Source organism: Allocoprobacillus halotolerans (assembly GCF_024399475.1).
Lineage (GTDB): Bacteria > Bacillota_I > Bacilli_A > Erysipelotrichales > Coprobacillaceae > Allocoprobacillus > Allocoprobacillus halotolerans.
On record NZ_CP101620.1, the window covers coordinates 2,858,059 to 2,878,134 of the forward strand.

Annotated in this window: 23 protein-coding genes, 6 pseudogenes and 2 other annotated features; of the genes and pseudogenes, 8 read left to right on the forward strand and 21 right to left on the reverse strand. The window is 31.5% G+C overall.

The window, feature by feature from the left end; genetic code table 11:
* The first annotated feature begins 51 nt into the window (after positions 1 to 51).
* The 4 genes and pseudogenes from NMU03_RS16955 (at position 52) to NMU03_RS16970 (ending at position 3,926) form a co-directional block, all read left to right on the forward strand.
* On the forward strand, positions 52 to 840 hold the full coding sequence (locus NMU03_RS16955) for a ZIP family metal transporter (protein WP_290140137.1): 789 nt from the start codon (positions 52 to 54) through the stop codon (positions 838 to 840).
* A gap of 122 nt (positions 841 to 962) precedes the next feature.
* Positions 963 to 1,185, forward strand: a binding site (T-box leader).
* A 47-nt stretch (positions 1,186 to 1,232) separates the two neighbouring features.
* Entirely contained in the window at positions 1,233 to 2,210 is a 978-nt protein-coding gene (locus tag NMU03_RS16960) for an ABC transporter substrate-binding protein (RefSeq protein WP_290140139.1), read from the forward strand.
* A gap of 3 nt (positions 2,211 to 2,213) precedes the next feature.
* The gene (locus NMU03_RS16965) at positions 2,214 to 3,140 is read left to right on the forward strand and encodes an ABC transporter permease (RefSeq protein ID WP_290140140.1); all 927 of its coding nucleotides are present in this window, start codon (positions 2,214 to 2,216) and stop codon (positions 3,138 to 3,140) included.
* Positions 3,133 to 3,926: pseudogene (locus NMU03_RS16970) on the forward strand (ABC transporter ATP-binding protein). Before NMU03_RS16965 ends, NMU03_RS16970 begins: the two are co-directional and overlap by 8 nt.
* On the opposite strand, the pseudogene NMU03_RS17915 reads toward NMU03_RS16970, so the two are convergent.
* Together NMU03_RS17915 and NMU03_RS16985 are read right to left on the reverse strand one after the other, a co-directional pair.
* Positions 3,923 to 4,347, reverse strand: a pseudogene (locus NMU03_RS17915) (DUF421 domain-containing protein). The pseudogenes NMU03_RS16970 and NMU03_RS17915 sit on opposite strands and share 4 nt — an antisense overlap.
* Entirely contained in the window at positions 4,299 to 4,565 is a 267-nt protein-coding gene (locus tag NMU03_RS16985; RefSeq protein ID WP_290140142.1) for a DUF421 domain-containing protein, read from the reverse strand. The pseudogene NMU03_RS17915 and the gene NMU03_RS16985 overlap by 49 nt, the downstream one beginning before the upstream one ends.
* A gap of 41 nt (positions 4,566 to 4,606) precedes the next feature.
* On the opposite strand from NMU03_RS16985, the gene NMU03_RS16990 reads away from it, so the two are divergent.
* A complete protein-coding gene (locus NMU03_RS16990; protein WP_290140144.1) occupies positions 4,607 to 4,960 on the forward strand; it encodes a DUF3792 domain-containing protein in 354 nt (117 codons plus the stop codon).
* A gap of 25 nt (positions 4,961 to 4,985) precedes the next feature.
* On the opposite strand, the gene NMU03_RS16995 is transcribed toward NMU03_RS16990, so the two are convergent.
* The gene (locus NMU03_RS16995) at positions 4,986 to 5,285 is read right to left on the reverse strand and encodes a hypothetical protein (protein ID WP_290140145.1); all 300 of its coding nucleotides are present in this window, start codon (positions 5,283 to 5,285) and stop codon (positions 4,986 to 4,988) included.
* A gap of 196 nt (positions 5,286 to 5,481) precedes the next feature.
* Between NMU03_RS16995 and NMU03_RS17000 the strand changes: the two genes are divergently transcribed.
* The 3 genes from NMU03_RS17000 (at position 5,482) to NMU03_RS17010 (ending at position 7,311) form a co-directional block, all read left to right on the forward strand.
* Positions 5,482 to 6,558 carry an ISNCY family transposase gene (locus NMU03_RS17000; RefSeq protein ID WP_290138117.1) on the forward strand — a complete coding sequence of 359 codons (1,077 nt, stop codon included), beginning with the start codon at positions 5,482 to 5,484 and terminating at the stop codon, positions 6,556 to 6,558.
* Between the two features lie 71 nt (positions 6,559 to 6,629).
* Entirely contained in the window at positions 6,630 to 6,803 is a 174-nt protein-coding gene (locus NMU03_RS17005; protein ID WP_290137684.1) for a hypothetical protein, read from the forward strand.
* 199 nt (positions 6,804 to 7,002) lie between these two features.
* Positions 7,003 to 7,311 carry a PTS sugar transporter subunit IIB gene (locus tag NMU03_RS17010; RefSeq protein WP_290140147.1) on the forward strand — a complete coding sequence of 103 codons (309 nt, stop codon included), beginning with the start codon at positions 7,003 to 7,005 and terminating at the stop codon, positions 7,309 to 7,311.
* Positions 7,312 to 7,364: 53 nt separating this feature from the next.
* Here NMU03_RS17010 and greA read toward each other — a convergent pair whose 3' ends face one another.
* The 18 genes and pseudogenes from greA to NMU03_RS17100 all read right to left on the reverse strand — a co-directional run bounded on the left by greA (position 7,365) and on the right by NMU03_RS17100 (position 20,039).
* Positions 7,365 to 7,850, reverse strand: a complete 486-nt coding sequence (greA, locus tag NMU03_RS17015; RefSeq protein ID WP_290140149.1) for a transcription elongation factor GreA — start codon at positions 7,848 to 7,850, stop codon at positions 7,365 to 7,367.
* A gap of 73 nt (positions 7,851 to 7,923) precedes the next feature.
* Complete coding sequence (udk, locus tag NMU03_RS17020; protein ID WP_290140151.1) at positions 7,924 to 8,550, reverse strand: uridine kinase; 627 nt, start codon at positions 8,548 to 8,550, stop codon at positions 7,924 to 7,926.
* Positions 8,547 to 9,676: pseudogene (locus NMU03_RS17030) on the reverse strand (peptidase U32 family protein). Before NMU03_RS17030 ends, udk begins: the two are co-directional and overlap by 4 nt.
* A gap of 94 nt (positions 9,677 to 9,770) precedes the next feature.
* Positions 9,771 to 10,652, reverse strand: coding sequence for a peptidase U32 family protein (locus NMU03_RS17035; protein WP_494337178.1), 882 nt, complete (start codon positions 10,650 to 10,652; stop codon positions 9,771 to 9,773).
* 46 nt (positions 10,653 to 10,698) lie between these two features.
* Positions 10,699 to 11,148, reverse strand: coding sequence for an O-methyltransferase (locus NMU03_RS17040; RefSeq protein WP_290140155.1), 450 nt, complete (start codon positions 11,146 to 11,148; stop codon positions 10,699 to 10,701).
* Positions 11,145 to 11,297: a hypothetical protein gene (locus NMU03_RS17045; RefSeq protein WP_290140157.1), complete on the reverse strand. Its 153-nt coding sequence runs from the start codon at positions 11,295 to 11,297 to the stop codon at positions 11,145 to 11,147. Before NMU03_RS17045 ends, NMU03_RS17040 begins: the two co-directional genes overlap by 4 nt.
* Before the next feature lies 1 nt (position 11,298).
* Positions 11,299 to 12,339, reverse strand: coding sequence for an endolytic transglycosylase MltG (gene mltG / locus NMU03_RS17050; RefSeq protein WP_290140159.1), 1,041 nt, complete (start codon positions 12,337 to 12,339; stop codon positions 11,299 to 11,301).
* 100 nt (positions 12,340 to 12,439) lie between these two features.
* A complete protein-coding gene (locus NMU03_RS17055; protein ID WP_290140161.1) occupies positions 12,440 to 13,489 on the reverse strand; it encodes a lactonase family protein in 1,050 nt (349 codons plus the stop codon).
* Positions 13,490 to 13,563: 74 nt separating this feature from the next.
* The gene (locus NMU03_RS17060) at positions 13,564 to 13,836 is read right to left on the reverse strand and encodes a DUF1292 domain-containing protein (protein ID WP_290140162.1); all 273 of its coding nucleotides are present in this window, start codon (positions 13,834 to 13,836) and stop codon (positions 13,564 to 13,566) included.
* Between the two features lie 2 nt (positions 13,837 to 13,838).
* A pseudogene (ruvX, locus tag NMU03_RS17065) lies at positions 13,839 to 14,260 on the reverse strand (Holliday junction resolvase RuvX).
* Entirely contained in the window at positions 14,260 to 14,517 is a 258-nt protein-coding gene (locus tag NMU03_RS17070) for an IreB family regulatory phosphoprotein (protein WP_087243145.1), read from the reverse strand. Before NMU03_RS17070 ends, ruvX begins: the two are co-directional and overlap by 1 nt.
* Positions 14,518 to 14,580: 63 nt before the next feature.
* A pseudogene (alaS, locus tag NMU03_RS17075) lies at positions 14,581 to 17,189 on the reverse strand (alanine--tRNA ligase).
* A gap of 37 nt (positions 17,190 to 17,226) precedes the next feature.
* Positions 17,227 to 17,426, reverse strand: a binding site (T-box leader).
* An 87-nt stretch (positions 17,427 to 17,513) separates the two neighbouring features.
* Complete coding sequence (locus tag NMU03_RS17080; protein ID WP_290140164.1) at positions 17,514 to 17,750, reverse strand: dihydrofolate reductase family protein; 237 nt, start codon at positions 17,748 to 17,750, stop codon at positions 17,514 to 17,516.
* A gap of 39 nt (positions 17,751 to 17,789) precedes the next feature.
* The gene (locus NMU03_RS17085) at positions 17,790 to 17,984 is read right to left on the reverse strand and encodes a dihydrofolate reductase family protein (RefSeq protein WP_290140166.1); all 195 of its coding nucleotides are present in this window, start codon (positions 17,982 to 17,984) and stop codon (positions 17,790 to 17,792) included.
* Positions 17,985 to 17,992: 8 nt separating this feature from the next.
* On the reverse strand, positions 17,993 to 18,682 hold the full coding sequence (locus NMU03_RS17090) for a Na/Pi cotransporter family protein (RefSeq protein WP_290140168.1): 690 nt from the start codon (positions 18,680 to 18,682) through the stop codon (positions 17,993 to 17,995).
* Positions 18,683 to 18,755: 73 nt separating this feature from the next.
* Positions 18,756 to 18,947: pseudogene (locus NMU03_RS17920) on the reverse strand (Na/Pi cotransporter family protein); the annotation flags it as partial.
* A 55-nt stretch (positions 18,948 to 19,002) separates the two neighbouring features.
* Positions 19,003 to 19,416, reverse strand: coding sequence for an AI-2E family transporter (locus NMU03_RS17095; RefSeq protein ID WP_353956637.1), 414 nt, complete (start codon positions 19,414 to 19,416; stop codon positions 19,003 to 19,005).
* The gene (locus NMU03_RS17100; protein WP_290140169.1) at positions 19,413 to 20,039 is read right to left on the reverse strand and encodes an AI-2E family transporter; all 627 of its coding nucleotides are present in this window, start codon (positions 20,037 to 20,039) and stop codon (positions 19,413 to 19,415) included. The genes NMU03_RS17095 and NMU03_RS17100 overlap by 4 nt, the downstream gene beginning before the upstream one ends.
* Positions 20,040 to 20,076: the final 37 nt, after the last annotated feature.

A 20,076-nucleotide genomic window follows, 5' to 3' on the forward strand; every position in this document is an offset into this window, starting at 1 on the left:
TTTTTTATCACACAACTTTGTTTTTTTCATACTCTATAATGAGGTGAAAATGTGTTATCTATATTTCAAGAAATGCCTATTTTAATATTTATAGGTGCTATTATTTTTAACTGGTTATCAACCTTTCTAGGCGCTTCTTTAGTTTATTTTACAAATAAAGAAAACAAACATCTTGTTTCTATCGCCTTAGGAAGTAGTGCTGGTATTATGATTGCCGCATCATTTTTTTCTTTAATATTGCCAGCAATGAACTTATTAGAAAATATGAATAAATGGTATTTAATGATTATTCCATTAGGATTTCTATGTGGTGTTGCCTTTTTAGCTCTATGTGATCATTTTTTACCCCATAAGCATATGATTTCAGGTGAAATTGAAGGTGTTCAATCACGCTTTTCTAAAAATCAATTATTGATGTTAGCAATGACATTGCATAATATCCCTGAAGGTTTAGCAGTCGGTGTTGCTTTTGCGAGTGCCCATCAACAATTCATTCCTGCTTTGATTCTTTCAATTGGAATAGGAATCCAAAACTTTCCTGAAGGAACAGCTATTGCTTTGCCTATGCACCAATATGGAAAAAGTAAATTCATCTCCATGATGTATGGACAATTCTCTGGTATCATTGAAATTCCTTCAGCTTTGCTTGGCTATATCTTTGCATCACTCATTCAAAACATTCTACCCTTTGCCTTAAGTTTTGCAGCTGGAGCCATGCTTTTTGTCTGTGTTGAAGATATGATTCCTGAGGCATGTTGTCATAAACAAATAGATATTGGTGCTTTATCTTGTATGCTTGGTTTTGTTGTGATGATGGTTTTAGATATTATGTTATCTTAAACTATATTTATGGTTTTTTCTAAATTTTGGTAAAATAATTCGTTAAATACTTATTATTTTATTATTTTTAAAAAAATGTTGACAAATATTTATCATTTCATTATGATATATGATATATAAAACAAAAAGCCATGATGTAACAGAGTAAAAATTTCTGAGACATAAGAGATATGATGGTTGGTGCAAATCATACGTTGAGAAATTTTGAATACAGTACGGAGCTGTTATTCTGATAAGGGATAATCGGGGTCATAACGTTATTTATGAAAAGTTATTCAACTTATAAAGGTTATAATTGTGAGATTATAACAAATTGAGGTGGTACCGCGTTCACTCGCCCTCTTGGGACGGGTTTTTTTGTTTTATAAATAAAAAGAGAGAGGAGAAATACTATGAAAAAATTATCTGTATTACTATTAGCTATGGGGTTATTTCTTTCAGGATGTGCTAACACTGAAACAAATGAAGCTAAAGATTTATCTGAAGTCAAGATTGGAGCGATTCAATTTGCACAACATCCAGCACTAGATAAATCATATGAAGGTTTTAAAGATGTTTTAGTAGAAGCTGGTGTCAAAGAAGAAAATATTGATTTTCAAAATGCCAGTGGTGATGGTTCAAATTGTACAACAATTGTTGAAAAATTTGTAAATGATGGGGATGATTTGATTTACGCTATTGCGACTGATGCTTTACAAGCTGCAGCGAATCAAACAACGGAAATTCCAATTGTTGGGGCATCTGTAACTGACTTTGAAACAGCAGGTGTTGTCAAATCTAATGAAAAACCTGAAACAAATGTAACAGGTGCAAGTGATTTAAATCCTGTACAAGGACAAATGGAATTATTAAAAACATTAATTCCTGATGCGAAAAAGGTTGCAATTTTCTATTGTAGTGATGAAGCTAACTCTATTTTCCAAGGAAAAATTGCTTTAGATGCTGCAAAAGAATTAGGATTAGATGCAAGTATTGTCACTGTTTCTAGTGATTCAAGTGCTATTCAACAAGTTGCTCAATCTATGGTTGGAAAATATGATGCTGTTTATATTCCAACTGATAACCTACTTGCTTCTAATATGGCAACAGTTGCTCAAGTGACAAATGAAAATAAATTACCTGTTATCGTTGGTGAAGAAAGTATGTGCCAAAATGGTGGTTTAGCAACTTTAAGCTTAGATTACTATACAGTTGGTCAAAATGCTGGTAAACAAGCACTTGCTATCTTAAAAGGTGAAGCTAAAGTAGAAGAAACACCTGTTGCATTTGTTGAAGCCAAAGATTGTCAATATTTTGTCAATGAAGCTGTTGCAAAACAACTTGGTATTGAAATTCCTGAAGATTTAAATGCCACTATGATTGGAGAATAAGAAATGTCGATATTGTTATCTTTACAAGGTGCCATTGGGCAAGGAATTTTATGGGGAATTATGGCACTTGGGGTTTATTTAACTTTCAGAATCTTAGATATAGCTGATTTATCTGTAGATGGAAGTTTTGCCACAGGTGGTGCCGTATGTGCCGTTGCTGTGATTGCTGGTATTCATCCTCTACTAGCAATTTTATTGGCTACCTTATCTGGTTTTATTGCAGGATTCATTACTGGATTCTTGCATACAAAATGTAAAATGCCTGCCATTCTTGCTGGTATTTTAACACAATTAGCTTTATATTCCATTAATCTTAGAATCATGGGAAAAAGTAATATTCCCTTATTACAATCTTCAACACTATTTAAAGATTTAGCTAAACTTATTCCTTTAACATCACAATGGATTGCAATTTGCATTGGTATTATCTTTAGTTTAGTTGTTGTGATTGGTATTTACTGGTTCTTAGGAACAGAATTTGGTTCTTGTTTAAGAGCGACTGGAAATAATGAAAATATGGTTCGTGCCAATGGCGTTAACACGGATACAATGAAACTTTTTGGATTAATGTTAAGTAATGGGCTTGTCGCTATGAGTGGTGCTTTGGTCACACAACAACAAAGTGTAGCCGATGTCAAAATGGGAACTGGAGCTATTGTGATTGGACTGGCTTCAATTGTTATTGGAGAAGTTATTTTTGGTAAAAAAGCTGGTTTTAAATTACGTTTAACTTCTATTATTATTGGTTCTATTATTTATCGTATGATTGTTGCGATTGTTTTACAAATGGGATTGAACACTGATGATTTAAAGCTTTTAACTGCTTTAATTGTGGCTGTTGCTTTAACTGTTCCTATCATGGTTGATAAAAAGAAACGTCTATCAATGTATAAAAAATTAACAGGAAAGGAACTTGAGAATCATGCTTAAATTAGAAAAAGTTTCTAAATCATTTCATGTAGGGACTCCTAATGAAAAATGTGTTATTAAAAAATTAGATTTAGAATTAAAAGAAGGAGATTTTGTCACTGTCATTGGTGGTAATGGTGCTGGAAAAAGTACATTATTAAACTTAGTGGCTGGGGTTTATCCTCTTGATTGTGGTGTCATCACTCTAGATGGTCAGGACATCTCTTTAGCTCCTGAATATCAACGTGCTAAACTGATTGGACGTGTTTTTCAAGATCCAATGATGGGAACAGCGGCAGATATGCAAATCATTGAAAACTTAGCGATGGCTGCTCGTCGTGGACAAAAACGTACTTTACGCTGGGGTGTCACAAAAAAGAAAAGGCACAATATTACGAAGCTGTCAAAGCTTTAGGACTTGGACTTGAAGATCGTTTAAATGCCAAAGTTGGTTTACTATCTGGTGGACAACGTCAAGCATTGACACTATTGATGGCAACTCTCAATAAGCCTCAATTATTATTGCTTGATGAACATACAGCAGCATTAGACCCAGCTACAAGTGCAAAAGTTTTAAAATTAACGAATGAAATTGTAACTCAACAACATCTAACAGCCATGATGGTCACTCATAATATGAAAGATGCTATTGATATTGGAAATCGCTTAATTATGATGTATGATGGTCATATTATTTATGATGTTGAAGGTGAAGCAAAAAAACAATTAACTGTCAATGATTTGTTAAAGAAGTTTGAAGAAGCTATTGGTGAAGAATTTGTCAATGATAGAATGTTATTAGGCTAGTGATCTAGCCTTTTTTTGATGACAAATAATCTTTCTTTTTCAACAACACAGTAAAAAACTTCATGATAATCTTTAATCCCAACTTCTTTTAATTGTTTTTTAAGCCAATCTTCATCTCGATTCATCAATTGAAGTATATCTTGATTAATGACACCATCACTAATAATAGCACCTGGTGCTTTAACTTCACTTTTTTACTTTCAATCACAGATAATTGCCCATCCGTTTCTAAAACAGCGAACTCAACTTCAGAAATAGAACCAATCCCCTGTTCTCTTAAATGATGGCATAAATCATCAACACTATATTTTAAAGCAGCCATTTTCTTTTGATTAACCTTTCCTTGAAAAACAATAAATGTTGGATGCCCTTCTACAACCTTTTTAAAAATGGACTTTTCAATGCAATCATTGTAAATAATTTATCCATGATAACAATAACAGTTACTGCTAAAGCAGCTTGTAAAAAATTAACATCCTGATTACCAATCGAAATCGTCATTAATTCACTAATAATTAAAAAAACAATCAAATCAGAAACACTCAGTTTACTCATTTCTTTTTTACCCAAAAATCTAATCATCAAAACAAGTAAAAGATATGTGCCAAAACTTTCAATAAATATTTCAATATATTTCATAAAAGCAAACTCCTTTGCATACAGTATATCAGGAGGAAACTATGAAACAAACACTACGTACTTATCTTTATACATCTTTAATTTTTCTCATTCCTTTTATACTGATTTCTTTTATTCTTTCCATTATTTCTTATTTCATGCAAATGAATTCTTTGATGATACAAACTATTATCCAAATATTTGCCTATGTGATGTTAATCATTGCTGCTCTTTATTTTACCTCTCATTTTGCTAAACACCGTATCAAACATTGCCTACTTTTTTCTGTTCTCTACTTTTTAATGAGCCTCTGTTTTCATTTAGGTAATATCCATTATATACATCTCATTTTAAAACCTCTTGTCTTTTTATTTATTGGTTTTTTAAAAGAATTGAAGAATCATGCTGTGGCATAAAAAAAGACTTCAAATTGAAGTCTTTTTAAAACAATAACAATAAAGATGTAAAGAATACAGCAACAACAATTAAAATAACATATGGAACACGTACTAAACATGCTAAAGCAGTGTTTTTCTTTAAATCATTAACCATTGAATCTTCTAAAACACCAACAAATAATGTTGCTGCAGCTATATTAAAAAAATTAAGAGGTCCTAAATAAAGTTCAAGTGTACTCATAGGAAGAATAAAAGCGTAGATAGCATTTACAGCTACAACTATGATAAAAAAGAGTACCCATAAAACTAATACTGTTCTATTAAATTGACGACTTTCTTGCATATAATCACCACCTATTTCTTATACATTATATACTATTTTCACAGAAATAACAAATATTCCTTTAAGCAACATAAAATGATTTCTGATTCAAATATGATAATGTCTTAATGTATCCAAGTTGAATATGTCCTGCTAGCAGGACATATTCAAAAATTCATGTTATTATATAATCTCACTTTTGTTGGGAGGTTATTCTATGAGAAAGGTTGTTTTAAGAATGAATGAAGAAAATAAATATCTGACTATTAAGAAACTTGTTGAAACTAATGGTAATAAAAAGCGTGCTGCTGTTAAACTTAACTGCTCTGTCAGAACCATTAATAGATTGATCATTAAATATAAAACTTATGGAAAAGCTGGTTTCGTTCATGGCAATAGAGGTAGAGCTCCTGCTACTACCTTCCCTCTTGATATTAAAAATCAGATCATTAAATTATATGTCGATTATTACTCTAATGCCAATTTTACTCATTTCTGTGAAATCGTTCATGATGATCTTAATGTCAAAATCAGTGATACTACCTTGAATAAATGGCTTAGAGAGGAAAATATTATTTCTCCTAAAGCTACCAAAAAAACTAGAAAAATCCTTAAAAATCAACTGAAGGCTCAATTGAATAATACTTCTTCTAGAAAAATTCAAAATCAAATCAAAGAAGTCATTGCCTCTGTTGATGAAAATGATGCTCATCCTAGAAGACCCAGATGTAAATATAAGGGTGAGATGATTCAAATGGATGCATCCAGCTATGAGTGGATTCCTGGTCAAATTTGGCATCTTCACCTTGCTGTCGATGATGCTACCGGTGAGGTGGTTGGGGCTTGTTTTGATCATCAGGAAACATTAAATGGCTATTATCATGTCTTTTATCAAATTCTCACTAACTATGGAATCCCTGCCATGTTCTATACTGATCGCCGCACTGTGTTTGAATATAAAAGAAAAAACAACGCCTTTGATGACGAAGACACCTTTACACAGTTTTCCTATGCCTGTCATAATCTTGGCGTTGATATTAAAACAACGAGCATTGCTCAAGCCAAAGGCAGAATCGAACGATTGAATCAGACCTTTCAATCAAGATTGCCTGTCGAGCTTAAACGTGCTCATATCAAAGATATAGAGTCAGCCAATGAATTTTTAAACTCCTACCTAAAAAATTCAATGACAGATTTGCTCTACACCTCAATAGTACCAAATCGGTCTTTGAAATGCAACCATCATTGGAGAAGATTAATCATACATTGGCGGTTCTTTCACCAAGAAAGATAGATGCAGGACACAGTATCAAATTCAAAAATAAGATATACATACCGGTGACATCAAACGGGACTCCATGCTATATGAAAAATAAGATGGATTGTATGGTCATAGAATCATTTGATGGAGGATTATATGTGAATATTCTTGATCAAATTTACCTGATGCAGGAAGTTCCGAAACACAGTCCATATTCTAAAGAATTTGATGAAGAAATAAAGCCAAAGAAAGAAAAAATAAATATATTCCACCAATGAGTCATCCATGGAAACAAGATTCTTATTTAAGGTATCTTGCAAAGCAAAAGCACCGAAATTGCGGTGCTAATGTTTAAAAATTTTTAGGACATTTTCAAAATTGCTTGACAATATTCCTTTAAGCAACATAAAATGATTAGATTTTTTTCTGGATTTCATCTATAATGAAAGTGTAAAAATTAGAAATGAGGGATTATTTATGATACATATTGTTTTATGCTGTGCGGCTGCCATGTCGACAAGTTTACTGGTTGAAAAAATAAAAAGAGAGGCTGATCAACAAGATATCTTCATTGATATATGTGCCTATGGTGTTCATGATATTTGTCATCAGGGAGCTCATGCTGATATTATTCTTTTAGCACCGCAAGTGAAATATATGAAAAAGCAAATACAAAAAACTTTACCAGATATTCCCATTATGGATATATCTATGCGCGATTATGGAACTATGAATGGAAAAAATGTTTTTCAAGCTGCTTTAAAAACACTTCAAGAACAGTCTTAAAATGGAATCTAAGATTCCTTTTTTTATAAAAAAAGATGATGTAGCGACATCATCTATGAAAGATATTCAATCTTTAAAATTTTAACTTCGTATGGTTCAGCCACACCGACTGAAACAATTTCATTCACACCATGATCAAGAATAGCTTTTGCTAATGGAGATTCATTAGAAATCTTACCATTTAATGGGTCTGTTTCAAATGTTCCTACAATTGTAAAAGTTTCTTCTTGAGCATCTGCTTCAGATAAATCTAAAATAGTCACTGTTGCTCCTGGTTTAGCAACTGTATTATCTAATTGTGATTCATCAATAATTTGCACATGTAAAAGCATTTGATCAATTTCTTTAATTCTTGCTTCAATATGTGCTTGTTTATCTCTAGCTGCATCATAATCAGCGTTTTCAGACAAGTCACCTTGTGAACGTGCTAATTGCAACTCTTCAATAACTTTTGGTCTTTCGACATTAATTAAATGTTCTTTTTCTTGTTTTAATTTTTCAACCCCACTTTGGGTTAATAAAACTGCATCATGATCCATAATTATCCACCTCGCGAACTATACTATAACATAAATATATTGAAAATACTAGCTTTTCTCTTGCAAATTTTGATTATTCATCGACAATACTCTTTATTTTTGTTATCAGTAAATCAACAGCCACATGATTACTTCCACCTTCTGGAATAATAATATGAGCATATTTTTTAGAAGGCTCAATAAACTGTTCATGCATTGGCCTTACTGTTTTTAAATACTGTTGACATACTGAATCTAAACTTCTTCCTCTTTCTTCAATATCTCTTTTTAAGCGTCTAATAAAACGAATATCACTATCCGTATCTATATACACTAAAATATCGCATAACTCTCTAATTGTGGCTTCAGCCAAAACAAAGATACCTTCCAAAATAATAACATCACGTTTTTCAATCACTTCTGTGATATCACTACGGGTATGTAAAGTATAATCATAGGTTGGTTTTTCAATACGCTCTTTATTCTTTAATTTTTTGAGATGTGCTACCAATAAATCCGTATCAAACGCAAAAGGATGATCATAGTTTGTTTTAACACGTTCTTCAAAAGTTAAATGACCTTGATCTTTATAATAATCATCTTGTTTTAAAATCTTAACTTTATGATGCCCTTTAAAATAATCATATAATTGCTTTGCGATAGATGTTTTTCCTGATGCGCTACCACCTGCAATCCCTATAATAACAGCCTGATCTTTCATGATTTTCTCACCTTTCTTCCCATATCATTTGCTAATACATGATGAGGTATTTCAACATAGAGAATTTCCATGGGATGATTCGCTATATCTACCTCTTCCTTGTCTTCATTATAAAGTTTTTCAACGGTAAAGAAAAGATTTTCATGATGCGGAGAAAAACTTCAATTTGGTCACCAATCTTAAAATAATTTCTTTGTTCAATTTTCGCTAAATGAGTTTCTTCATCATAATCAACAATACGCATTACAAATTCCTGTGTTGGATGTTCATCTCTTAAATTAAAAAGTTGTTCATTTTCTGTTGGATGATCATAAAAGAAACCATGACATAAAGCACGATTCGCTGCTTTTAAAAGTTCATTTTCATAATAATCATTTTGCATAAAATAATCTGGATCCTCACAATAAGCATCTATCAGCTTACGATAAGTTGATACAACTGTCGCAATATAATGTACTGATTTCATGCGCCCTTCAATTTTAAAAGAGTCAACACCAAGTTCAATCAATTCACCAATATGATGAACAAGTGCCATATCTTTGCTAGACATACTAAAAGGCATATCATTTTCCTGATTGATTAAAATACCATCTTGATATAAATCATAATACCAACGACATGATTGTGAACATCCTCCACGATTGGCATCACGACGGCTTAAATAATTAGAAAGCATACATCTTCCTGAATAATGAATACACATCGCCCCATGAATAAAATATTCAATGTCGACATCCACTTTATCCATAATCATTTTTAAATCTTCATAAGTCACTTCTCTTCCTAACACAACACGATCCATTCCCATATTTTGATAAAAAGAAATCGCACGACTATTTAAAGTCGATAGTTGTGTAGAAACATGCACTTCCAAGTTCAAATGCATATCTTTGGCTATTTTCATAATATAGGGATCAGCCACAATAATCGCAGTGACACCAATCTCATCTAATTGTTTCAAATATTCTTTTAAACCTTCTAAATTATCCTGATGTAATATAATATTACATGTTACATGAATATGTGCTCCATACTGCTTTGCAAAACGGACTCCTTCTTGAATATCTTCTAAAGAAAAATTAGAAGCCTGTGAGCGCAGTGAAAACTCTTTTCCACCTACAAACACAGCATCTGCACCATACATAATCGCAACTTTCAATTTTTCAAGATTTCCAGCTGGTGCTAAAAGCTCTGGTTTTTTTATAATTTTTCTTTTCCCATCAACGATTTGACTGATTTTTCTCATTATCCATCTTCCTTACATCTTCTAATCTATAAACTGTCTGATCAAATAAAAAACCACGATCTAAAGGTGTTTTTAATTGATAAAGCAATTGCATATAAGCCTTCACATCACGATCATATGTTTGATTTCTAAAACTTTTCAAAGCATCACTATATAACGAAGCTACTTCCACAGCTTCTTGATCATTCATCATCAATGTTTCAATATATAAATATTCAAAATTTTGAATTTGATTCAATAAATCCAACATATATAAGCGTGTTGAAGAAAAAATATGTGTACCTTTTTGATCTTCATAAATATGAAAAACATAATCAGAATTTTTAGCTTGAATAGTTAAACGTGTTTGACTATCTTTGTCAAACTCAAGACCTGAAGCTTCTTGATAATTACTTAATAAAGCACGTTTACTTGCTGCAATATATTCTACACCATGTACCTGCAACATTAAAGGCATTTGAACTTGTTGATGAATTAATATTTGTTCCTCTAATGGAATCACACGTGCTACTTGTGCACCAGTAACACCTTGTTGTTTTAAAACATTTAATGTCATCGCATTAGTGTTCAATGTTTCAGGAGCGTACATCATATCAAAATCATATTGCTTTTCTTTAACAATCTGTAAAACACCAAAATCTTCAAAGACAATACCTTTGATATGCAATTTTGATAATTCATCAATATATTTTTCTACATCTTCTATCACATGTTCATCATATAAGGCATTGATAGCGACATAAAATTGGCATTGAGGATATTGTTGAGCTATTTGATTTATCTCATTTAATGAAAAGTAACAAGGGGCATAAAAAGAAAATTCTCCCCTAATAGAAATGTATCTATCCCCATAGATACATAATCATAAAGTCTTTCTTTTTGATTTAATGATAATATTAATTTCATTGTTGATCCTTTCTTTGAATAACACATATGCCATCACCCACAGCATAATATTCAACATCATAATCATCATGTTGAAAAATCCAATCTTTAAATCTTTTAATTTTTCTAACCAATTGTCTTGTATTTCTATTTTTAATATGATCAATATCAAAAACCATTCCATGAAAATCTAAATTATCAACAATGATTATGCCATCTTTTTTTACAAAAGGAGTATATTTTTCAAAGAATTTTTGATATTGGGCTTTAGCCGCATCAATAAATAAACAATCATAAGGAGCATGTTGAAGTAATTGTGTATCAAAATGCAAAGCATCATCATGATGAATTGTAATTTTATCTTTTAATCCATGTTCCTGAATATGACTCACGGCTTCTAAATAGCGTTGATCATCAAGTTCAATTGTTTCCACTATCAGTCCATCAACATGTGTTACCATCATCATCGCTGAATAACCAATTGCTGAACCAATTTCAAGACATGAAGTTGCTTGTTTTTTTGTAATTGTTCAATCAAAAAGAGGATTCCCTCTTTTTGCATCACCGGAATATGCCTTTGCAAAGCATCCTGTTCCAATTCCTCTAACGTTAACATATTAATACCATCTATTCTCCTCTACTGCTTTTTGATGTTCCTTATAGGTATGACTATAAATAACTGTTCCATCTTCCTTAGCAAAGAAATAATAATCATCATGATGAACATAATTGATACAAGCCTCAATTGTTACTTTTGAAACAGTACTGATAGGTCCTATTGGTAAGCCAGTATATTTATATGTATTATAACGAGAATCAATTTGAGTATGCGCTACACTCACATCGACACCTGTTCTTTGCCATGCATAATTGACAGTAATATCACTTTGCAATAACATATCTTTATTCAAACGATTCATAAATACACCTGCAATCTTTGGACGATCTTCATCGTATAATGATTCTCTTTCAACAACGGATGCAAATGTTAAAAACTGGTGCGGTGTCCAGCCCATCTTTTCAATATCTTCTTGATATGCTGATAAACGTTCATCCATCATATCCAAAGCTAATTTTGTCATACTTTTTAAATCTGGTTCTTGTTCAGTAATATAATAAGTTTCTGGATATAAGTAGCCTTCTAAAGGATAAAGAATATCTTTATCTAGAATACTTTCATCCATAAACCAATATTCATCAATTAATGACTGTAAATAGTCTTGATCATCCCATTGTTTGATAACTTCATCAGCTGAAATATCAAGAATTCCTGCAAATTCTTTCGCCACTTCTGGAATTGTTGTTCCTTCTTTAATCGTTAATTTTGATAACAATATATATTGAATATCTGGATCTTCAATCACTGAAAAAATTTGCGATAATGACATATTTTTATTCAATACATATGTATTTGCCTGTAAGTTATCATAGTGATTCAATTTTAAAAAGATTTGCCCACATAGCTTATTTTTGACGAGTCCTGCCTCGTCCAATGTATCAAGCATTTGTGAAGCTGTTGAACCTTGTTCAATCGTAACAATCACTTCTTCATCTTTTGATGATGTAGCTGAAATACCAACATTATAAAAGATAATCATACCAACAATCAAAACAACAATAATACCACTTATGATAACTATGATTTTTTTATTCTTCATAAACCATCCTCCATCATTTACTTATTATAGGTTATTTTGCAAGATTTATCAACTTTCCTACTTTTTTATCACTATCGATAAAAAAAGAGCATTTCTGCTCTTACATTCCTCGACCTTCAATTAAGCACACTGGTTCTCCAACCATATAGCTAAAATGCGTTTCAAAAAGAACACCTTTTGATTCACCACGTTTCAATTCAAATGATTCAATTGTTCCACCTTTTTGTGAAGCTACCACAACATATTTATCTACAACCATAATCATCTGTACTGGTTTTTCATCTGTATCCGTATTATCAACTGCCTTTAACATACCAGTTGATGCATCAACCTCAAAAGTTGTCACTGAATCATGTCCACAGTTAGATGCAAACAAATAATCACCTTGACCATTGATTAAAATATCTCCACCAGTATTTTGTCCAACATATTCATCCGTTGGATATGTTGTGACTTCTTGGATAAAAGTTAATTTTCCATCTTCATAACGATAGACAAAGACTTGGCTTGTTAATTCGTTGAGTACATAGGCAAAATTTCCATCAGGTGAGAAAATAATTTTCTTTGGTCCTGAACCTGGTTTCACTTTGATTGTGAGTTCATCATTACGATAAAGTCTTCCTTTTTCACCAACATCATAGAAAACAATTTCATCTGTTCCCAAATCACAAACAACCATCCATTTTTGATCTGGTGTCATATCAATAAAACAAGGATGTGCTTCACTTTGACGTTTTGGATCAACACTACTTCCAGTATGTTTAATAGTTTGAACAACCTTAACTAACTTCTGTTTTAAAATAGCAATGACAACAACTTCACTATTATAGTAATCAACAGCATAAGCATAACTACGATCTTCATTGACGTAACTATCTACATAAGTTTTTCCATGATCCGTTGATTTAGCAACTAAACCAAATTGTAAATCCATTGAAGCATATTGCCATAAGCCTCCATCTGTTGGTCTTCCTGTATTATTTTTATAGCATACATAAATAAAACGTTCACGTTTTGAAATAGCAATAGGATTAGCCAAAGATTTATAAAATTTCTTTTTCAAAATTTCACCATTATCAATATCTAAATGAAAAACATAGACCCCTCTTGTTAAATCATTTCCATAACTCCCTACAAATATTGGTTTCACTTTTCTTTTTTAAAAAACAATGCCATTTTAATCCTCCTTAATAAAGAAGGGTAACTTTACGTTACCCTTTGATACTAATCAATGTCCTGTAAACGTTCTTCCTCTTCGTCTTCAGCCATAAAGCTATTGAAAACTTCTTCAATCATATCCCATTCATCAGGTGTTTCGATTGGATATAAATTGCCTTCATCATCATAAATTGACGAATAAACTTGAGCATTTTCATCATCAGCATCATAATATAAAACATATTTTTTTCCAGTATCTTCACTATCAAAAGTGAAAAGTACATCAAATTCTAATTCATTACCGTCATCATCAATGACCTGTATTTTATTTACGTCCATGATTATCTCCTTTGACCATCTAAGTATCCTTGTAAAATCTGCACAGCTGCCATTTTATCAATTACTTTTTTCTTTTTTTACGAGAAACATCAGCAAAAATCAATTGATTCTGTGCCATAACTGTTGTTAATCTTTCATCAATTAAAACAACTTCAACATCCATCATCTTTTCAAGTCTTTCTTTAAAAGCCATTGAAATCTGTGCTCTTTCACCTAAATCACCATTCATATGTTTAGGTAAACCAAGCACTATTGTATGAATATGATTCTCTTCTACTATTTTTTGAACATGTTTAGCAGCACTTTTGTAATTATTTTCTTCAAAACGATAAGTTTCAACCCCATGAGCAATCATCCCTAAAGCATCACTCATCGCAATCCCACAAGTTCTTGATCCTAAATCTAAGCCTAATATTTTTTCCACTATTTAGACTCCAAATAAAATTTCACAAGCTCTTCAATAATTTCATCACGATCAATCTGTTGAATAATTGAGCGTGCTCCTTTGTGACTTGAAATATAAGCAGGATCATTAGAAATCAAATAACCGGCAATCTGATGAACTGCATTATAACCTCTTTCATCTAAAGCATTAGCAACTGTCATTAAATGAGAATGGATAACTTCTCTTTTAATTTCTTCCGAATTAAATAGACGTGTTTGAGTAAAATCTTTTCCCATTTGTACTACCTCCCATCTATATAATCTATATTACACCAATTAGCACAAAATTGCTAGTAAAACTTAGAATTGTGCTTTGATTTGTTCAATTGCTTCTAATATTTTTGAGGCATCAGGGCATCCACCTTGCGCAAAGTCTGGTTTTCCACCACCACGACCATTTGTCACTTGGTTGATCATTTTAATCATTTCTCCTGCTTTATATCCATCTTTAACCATTGATTTTGTTAAAGCAACAAAGTAAGAAATCTTTCCTTCATACTCATTCACCATCACAACCACACCGTGTTGTAATTGATCACGAAGATCAAAAGCCATTTGTTTTGTAGATGCAACATCTTTTGAAACTTGAGTATATAAGAATTGAACACCATTGATATCTTCAATATTCTTTGATTGTTCTTTTGCTGATAAAGCATTTAATTGATCTAGATATTGATTTCTTTCTTTTTTGATTTCATTTGTTTCTTCAATAAAATGAGTCACTTTTTCAATTGTTTCATTCTTATTTTTAATCTTTAATAAATCTTGTACTTGATTTAATAATGCTTCATTTTCTTTAAAAGCATGGTAAGCCTGCATAGATGTTACAGCTTCAATACGTCTGACACCTGAACCAATACTTTCTTCTCCAACGATTTTAAAAATACCAATTTCAATACTGTTGGCAACATGGCAACCACCACATAGTTCTTTTGAATAATCTCCAACACTGACAACACGCACTTCATCACCATATTTTTCATCAAATAATGCCATTGCACCAGATTGTAAAGCTTCATCCTTACTCATTAATTGAATATCAACAGCTAAACCATTGAAAATCTGTTCATTGACTTGGTCTTCCACTGCTTTTAATTCTTCATCACTCATTTTTTGAGGATGTGTAAAGTCGAAACGTAATCTTTGATCATCGACATATGAACCAGCCTGAGAAACATGTTCACCTAAGACAGTTTTTAAAGCTTTTTGTAAAAGATGTGTAGCAGTATGGTTATGTGTAATCAATGCACGTTTTTTTGTATCTACATAAAGTGTCAATGTATCTCCAACATGTAAACTTCCTTTTAAAACTTTCACATTATGTAAATGTTGTTGATGTGGCGCTTTGCCCACATATGTCACTTCAACTGTTGTTGAATCATTACTCATTGTTCCTGTATCAGCACATTGTCCACCCATTTCAGCATAGAACGTTGTCTGATCTAAAATGATTTCACCTTTTTCAGTGATTTCATCACATTTCACACCATCTTCAAATGTCGCAATGACTTTTGCTTGAATTGGTGTAGGTTGATAGATAAATGTTGATGGTTCATCAAAAGCCATTAAATCAGGTTTTTGTGATGACATAGATTCCAAATCACCTCTGGCATTTCTTGCACGTTCCTGTTGTGCTTTCATTTCCGCTTTGAATCCTTCTTCATCAACTTTAAATCCTGATTCCTCAGCAATTTCGACTGTTAATTCTAATGGGAAACCATATGTATCATATAATTTAAAGGCATCTTGACCATTTAATAAATGATCCTCACTTTTTTCAAGCATTTGATTTAATAACTTTTCACCATGAGATAAAGTTCTATGGAAAGCTTCTTCTTCTTTTTTGACTAAACCACTGACATATTCCACTTTTGCTGGTAAATAGTCATAGAAATCTTTCATAATGTTAGCTACGATTCCAACAAGTTCATACATGAAAGAATGATCAATACCAATCTTTTTCCCATAACGAACAGCACGTCTTAAAATTCTTCTTAAAACATATCCACGTCCAGCATTATCAAATAATGCACCATCGCTTAATGCAAAAGTCACTGTACGAATATGATCAGCAATAACACGATAAGCCATTTTATTGTCTTGATAAGGAACTTTGGCTAATTTTTCTGTCGCATGAATAATTGGTAAGAACAAGTCTGTATCAAAGTTTGTTTCACCTTCTTGAATAATGCTGACAAGTCTTTCTAATCCCATTCCTGTATCAATATTTTTTTGTGGCAATTCTTTATAATCTTTTCGATCAATAGCCGGATTACAATCATATTGAGAGAATACAACATTCCATACTTCAATATAACGATCGTTTTCCATTTCTTCAAAAATAATTTTTTACCTAATCCCTCAGGATCATATTTTTCACCACGATCATAAAAAATTTCTGAATCTGGTCCTCCTGGTCCTTCACCAATTTCCCAGAAGTTATCATCTGTTTTTAAAATATGACTTGGATCAACATGACAAACTTCTGTCCAAATACGATAAGCTTCTGTGTCATCTGTATAAACACTGACATATAATTTATCTTTATCAAACCCAATCCATTCTGGGCTTGTTAAAAACTCCCATGCAAAAGAAATCGCTTCTTCTTTAAAATAATCACCAATTGAAAAGTTTCCTAACATTTCAAAGAATGTATGATGTCTAGCAGTTTTTCCAACATTTTCAATATCATTTGTACGAATAGATTTTTGAGCATTTGCAATACGGTTACAAGCTGGTTTTTCTGATCCATCAAAATATTTTTTCAATGCAGCTACACCGGCATTAATCCATAATAACGTTGGATCGTTATGTGGAATTAATGATGCTCCTGGTTCAATCATATGTCCTTTAGATTGAAAGAAATCTAAAAACATTTGACGAACTTGATTTCCTGTTAATTGTTTCATGATTTTTTTCCTCCTTTAATAAAAAAAGCCATTCCTCAAAAGGAACGACTATCATCGCGGTACCATCCTCATTCATAATGAATAATCATTATGCCCTTTGATCGTTAACGCCGATTTACGTTGATGTTTGCATCACTCTTAGAAGGTAGCTTTCTTTATAAGCCTCTAGGAATTTACACCAACCATTCCCTCTCTTAAAGATGACTTGTAAATACTTTTCTTCTGCAACGATTTGACTTTGATATTATAGCGAATTTAAAATCAAAAATCAATACTTCTTCTTATATTCAATATCCACAATACCATTATAAACATAAGTTTTTATCAATGATAATCTTTTTCTTGATCAAAATCTTCAAATAGACGGATTCCCTTTCCGATAAGAGTTGGTATCATAGAAATATGATACTCATCAATCATATTGGCTTGAATTAAAGGTGTAATAAAATGCTGTCCACTACAAATCCATATATCTTTACCTTTTTCCTGTTTCAGTCTATGGACCAATGTCCAGATATATTCAGAAGTCAAAACAACATGTTCTAATGATAAATGAGTCAAAGAAGATAAAACATAAATCTTTAAGCCTTCATGAAACCATTATTGATCTATCTTCTTTTCAATAGTATGAAACGCTTTTTCACTCATAATGACACTATCCACATGTTTCAACAAATGATAATAGCTTTCTGTTTGTTGTAAATCATTTTCACCATGTAACCAGTCAATACGACCATATTGATCAGCGATATAATCATCTAAACTCATCGCAATATATAAAATAACTTTTCGCACAATATTCCCTACTTTCTATGATTTTTATAGTTTTGAGGATAAATCCATTGAATCATTTTCATTAGATAAGGTTCACATAATAAAACAAGCATTGTTGTGAGAATATTATAGAAAGTATGCATATTGGCAATTTGATGTTCAGGAGCAAGTGGTGAAAGATTTTGAATCCAAGATATAATAGGAATCATTTGACACAATATTAAAAAACTAATAGCGCCAATCAAATTAAGCAAAAAATGAAATAAAGCCAGACGTTTGCCATTACGACAACCTGGTAAAGAAGCTAAAAATCCTGTTATACATGTTCCTAAATCAAAACCTAATAAAAGATAAACAGACTGTTGAAAAGATACTAAGTTTTGTCTTGCTAAAATCTGTAAAATACCAATGGATGCAGATGAACTTTGAATGATAGCTGTCAACAACATTCCTACCCCAACACATAATAATGGATTTTGAATACTGATAAAAAGATCTACTACAAAAGCTGAATGTTGTAAAGGAATCATGGACTGTGACATCATTTCTAATCCCATAAACAAAAGACCTATTGCCATCATGACCTGTCCGATTAAATATTTTATTCCTTTGCCTAATAAATAAAACAAAACACCTATAAAGGCGAGTAATGGCGCAAATACACCGATGTCCAAAGCAATCATTTGTCCTGTGATAGTTGTTCCAATATTTGCTCCCATCATCACCCATGCCGCTTCTTTTAAAAGACATGATTCGAGCATTTAAAAAGCCAATCAAAATGACACTCATTGCTGAAGAACTTTGAATCAAAGCGGTTAAAAGCAAACCTATGCCAATCGCCTTGATACGATGATTTGTTAATTTCAGTAATAATATTTCCATTCTTTCCCCTAGTCCTGTCGTTAATCCCTTTGATAACATATCCATACCAAAAAGAAATAAAGCCAGACCTCCTAACAAGCCTAAATAATGCGTCATTGTCATGATTTCACACTCCTTTATTATCTTATATGATAATAAAGAAAAAATTTATATCCTTTTAATCATTTTCATAATGCATTATTCTTTTAATATCATCTCCAATACGTAAATTCCTCAATAATTCTACAAGAAAAATAACATAGGATAATAATAATGGTGAAAAAATCATACCAATAATACCAAATAAATCACCAAAGAAAGTCAAAGCAATAATTAAATAAATAGGATGTAAATGAATCCCTTTAGAAAACAAATAAGGTTGTAAATAAGAAGATTCTAAATACTGTAATACCATAATCACAATCAAAGAGGCATAACCCAACTGTTGATTCATAAAAAACTCATAAATCACAACTGGAATACCTCCTATATAAGGACCGACATATGGAATAAGATTGGTTAATGATAAAAACAAAGCAATCCATATAGCAAAGTTTTGATGAATAAAGAAAAATGGAATCAAGCACATCATAAAGAAAAAAGAAAATCTAAAATCATTGATTTCATAAATTGATAGGTTGTGAGTTTAAGTTTTTTTAATGTTTGCATACATATTCCTTGTTTTTGAAATGGTAAATAAATAATTGCTTTTTCTATTAAATGCAAATTATCATAGGATAAATAAAATGAAATCCCTAAAGCAATAAATATATTACCAACCCAATAAATAACAGTTTGTGTCCAACCATTAAAAATATCAATAAAATAATCAATAATCTGATATTCTTCTAAAAAATGAATAAAAGTAGAAAAAATAGGATTAATCATAATTTGACTATCACAAATACGATGATAAAAAAGCATGCATCGATCTAATAAATAAGGAATCAAAAAATAACAGCTTAATATAAAAATTAAAGAAAAAGATAAATAAAGATGTGTCACAACGATTTTTCTAGATAAGCGATCACTTGTAAAATAGTCAATCATAGGATCTATTAAAAAATGAAAAAACAAAGCAATGGCAACTGGAAAAATCAATCGTAAAACATACTGAATCAATGTACCTATACGAAATAATGTGTATACATAATATAGTAAAATAGCACATAAACTAAAAAGAATCACTGATTTAGCAATATTTTCTTTTTTCATAGAACCTCCTCGATAAGAAAAGGACTGTTAATCAGTC

Coding starts and splice junctions, on each gene's coding strand:
- udk (WP_290140151.1), bottom strand. CDS start 8,550: ATGAAAGATCAGGCTGTTATTATAGGGATTGCAGGTGGTAGCGCATCA.
- NMU03_RS16995 (WP_290140145.1), bottom strand. CDS start 5,285: ATGCAAGAAAGTCGTCAATTTAATAGAACAGTATTAGTTTTATGGGTA.
- NMU03_RS17095 (WP_353956637.1), bottom strand. CDS start 19,416: ATGATGTGCTTGATTCCATTTTTCTTTATTCATCAAAACTTTGCTATA.
- NMU03_RS17010 (WP_290140147.1), top strand. CDS start 7,003: ATGATACATATTGTTTTATGCTGTGCGGCTGCCATGTCGACAAGTTTA.
- NMU03_RS17100 (WP_290140169.1), bottom strand. CDS start 20,039: ATGAAAAAAGAAAATATTGCTAAATCAGTGATTCTTTTTAGTTTATGT.
- NMU03_RS16960 (WP_290140139.1), top strand. CDS start 1,233: ATGAAAAAATTATCTGTATTACTATTAGCTATGGGGTTATTTCTTTCA.
- NMU03_RS17060 (WP_290140162.1), bottom strand. CDS start 13,836: ATGGACGTAAATAAAATACAGGTCATTGATGATGACGGTAATGAATTA.
- NMU03_RS16990 (WP_290140144.1), top strand. CDS start 4,607: ATGAAACAAACACTACGTACTTATCTTTATACATCTTTAATTTTTCTC.
- NMU03_RS17090 (WP_290140168.1), bottom strand. CDS start 18,682: ATGGGAGCAAATATTGGAACAACTATCACAGGACAAATGATTGCTTTG.
- NMU03_RS17070 (WP_087243145.1), bottom strand. CDS start 14,517: ATGGGAAAAGATTTTACTCAAACACGTCTATTTAATTCGGAAGAAATT.
- NMU03_RS17045 (WP_290140157.1), bottom strand. CDS start 11,297: ATGTTAACGTTAGAGGAATTGGAACAGGATGCTTTGCAAAGGCATATT.
- NMU03_RS16985 (WP_290140142.1), bottom strand. CDS start 4,565: ATGAAATATATTGAAATATTTATTGAAAGTTTTGGCACATATCTTTTA.
- NMU03_RS17000 (WP_290138117.1), top strand. CDS start 5,482: ATGAGAAAGGTTGTTTTAAGAATGAATGAAGAAAATAAATATCTGACT.
- NMU03_RS17040 (WP_290140155.1), bottom strand. CDS start 11,148: ATGATGATGGTAACACATGTTGATGGACTGATAGTGGAAACAATTGAA.
- greA (WP_290140149.1), bottom strand. CDS start 7,850: ATGGATCATGATGCAGTTTTATTAACCCAAAGTGGGGTTGAAAAATTA.
- NMU03_RS16965 (WP_290140140.1), top strand. CDS start 2,214: ATGTCGATATTGTTATCTTTACAAGGTGCCATTGGGCAAGGAATTTTA.
- NMU03_RS17005 (WP_290137684.1), top strand. CDS start 6,630: ATGAAAAATAAGATGGATTGTATGGTCATAGAATCATTTGATGGAGGA.
- mltG (WP_290140159.1), bottom strand. CDS start 12,339: ATGAAGAATAAAAAAATCATAGTTATCATAAGTGGTATTATTGTTGTT.